This window comes from Myxococcus sp. CA056 (assembly GCF_013336715.1).
Classification (GTDB): Bacteria; Myxococcota; Myxococcia; order Myxococcales; family Myxococcaceae; genus Myxococcus; species Myxococcus llanfairpwllgwyngyllgogerychwyrndrobwllllantysiliogogogochensis.
The window spans coordinates 1-1958 of the sequence record NZ_JABUMT010000035.1 but is presented as its reverse complement, the minus strand read 5'-3'; the positions used below and the strand labels follow the sequence as shown (position 1 = coordinate 1958).

Here is a 1958-nt window from a genome sequence, read left to right as displayed (position 1 = left end):
CCCCGCCCCGCCCAGGTGCCACGCCAGTTGATTCGCTCGCTTCTCCAACTGCGCGTACGTCAGCTCCTCCCCTTCGAACACCACCGCCACCGCCTCCGGCGTCCTCCCCGCCTGCGCCTCCACCAGCTCGTGCGCGCAGACCTCCCAGCGTGGGCCCGTGGCTGAAGGGTTCCACGCCTCCAACACGAGGCGTCGATCCGCTTCCGAGACGAGCGGCAATTCGGACAGGCGCTGGAGCGGGTTGGCGACCGCACCCTCGAGGAGCCGTTGCAGGTGCGCCACCAGTCGCTCCGCGGACGCGGGCTCGTAGAGGTCGGTGCGGTACTCCAGCGTCCCGGTCAGACCGGTGGGCGTCTCGCGCAGCATCAACGTGAAGTCGAACTTCGCGGTGCCACTGTCGACGTCCACGGACTCGAAGGAGAGTCCCGGCGTGGCGAGCTCCATGGGCGGGGTGTTGAGCAACACCATCGCCACCTGGAAGAACGGCGTGTGCCCCGGCTGCCGTTCGGGCTGGAGCACCTCCACCAGCTTCTCGAAGGGCACGTCCTGATGCGAGTACGCCCCCAGCGTCGTCTCACGCACGCGTCCCAGCAGCTCGCGGAACGTCGGGTCTCCCTTCAGCTTCGTGCGCAGCACCAGCGTGTTCACGAAGAAGCCGATGAGCTCTTCGGTCTCCATCTGCTGGCGACCCGCGATGGGTGCCCCCACGCAGATGTCTTCCTGTCCCGAGTACCGCGACAGCAACGCCTGCAGTCCCGCGAGGAGCCCCATGAACAGCGTGGCGCCCTCGCGCTGGCACAGGCTCACCAGGGCCCGGGTGAGTTCCCGTGAGAACTCCACCTTGATCACCGCGCCTGGATTGCGAGCATCCAGGGCACGCGGATGATCGGTGGGAAGCTCCAGCAATGACGGTGCGCCCTCGAGCTGCTGCTTCCACCAGGAGAGCTGTCGCTCCAGGACATCGCCCTGGAGCCACTCTCGCTGCTGGGCGGCGTAGTCCACGTACTGAAGGCCCAGCTCCGACAGCGGGGAGTGTCGCCCCACGCTGTACGCCTCGTAGAGCGTGACGACCTCGCGGATGAGCACGGCGATGGACCAGGCGTCCGCGATGATGTGGTGCATCGTCACGAGCAAAAGGTGCTCGTGGACATCCAGTCGCACCAGCCCCGTGCGCAGCAGGGGGCCGCGCGTCAAGTCGAACGGCCGTCGGGCCTCGGCCCAGACCAGCCGCAGCGCCTCTGCTTCCTTCTCGGACTCCGGCAGTGGCGCCAGGTCTTGAAGCGGCAGCCGCATCCGCAGGGGCTCGCCTCGCGAGATGACCTGGACCGGCTTGCCCTCACGGGACTGGAAGACGGTGCGCAAGGACTGGTGGCGTCGCACCAGTTCGGTGAAGGCCCGCTCGAGCGCCTGCACATCCAGCGCGCCCTTCAACCGGAGCGCGGCGGGGATGTTGTAGAGGGGACTGCCGGGCCTGTACTGGTCCAGGAACCAAAGCCGCTGCTGGGCAAAAGAGAGCATCTCTTCCTCCGTGTCTCCCTGCTCGTTGGAACTACGGAACCGCGCACGCGCTCGCGCGAGCATCGACTGCGGAGCGTTGCCAGGCTTGAGCCGGACATCCGCCTCGATGCGCTTCGCGAGCGCCGCGACAGATGGCGCTTCAAAAAGAGTCCTCAAGGGAACCTCGGCCTTGAGCAAGGCGCGGATGCGCGCCACCAACTGGGTTGCCAACAGGGAGTGGCCACCGATGCTGAAGAAGCTGTCGGTGACGCTGACGCGCGGCAGCTTCAGCACCGCCGCGAAGGCCTCCGCCAACTGCACCTCCAGCGCGTCTCTCGGTGCCACGAAGGGCGCCGCGCCCCGCAGGCTCTCCACGTCTGGCGCCGGCAGCTTGCTTCTCGCCAGCTTCCCGCTCGGCGTCAGCGGCAGCGCCTCCAGCTTCATCAGCGCAGGCGGCACCA

Annotated in this window: 1 protein-coding gene; it reads right to left on the bottom strand. The window is 67.8% G+C overall.

All coding sequences use genetic code 11. The features are described 5' to 3' along the window. Positions 1–1958: condensation domain-containing protein (locus HUA76_RS44710; protein ID WP_254614915.1), on the bottom strand; the 1958-nt coding region annotated here is incomplete at both ends.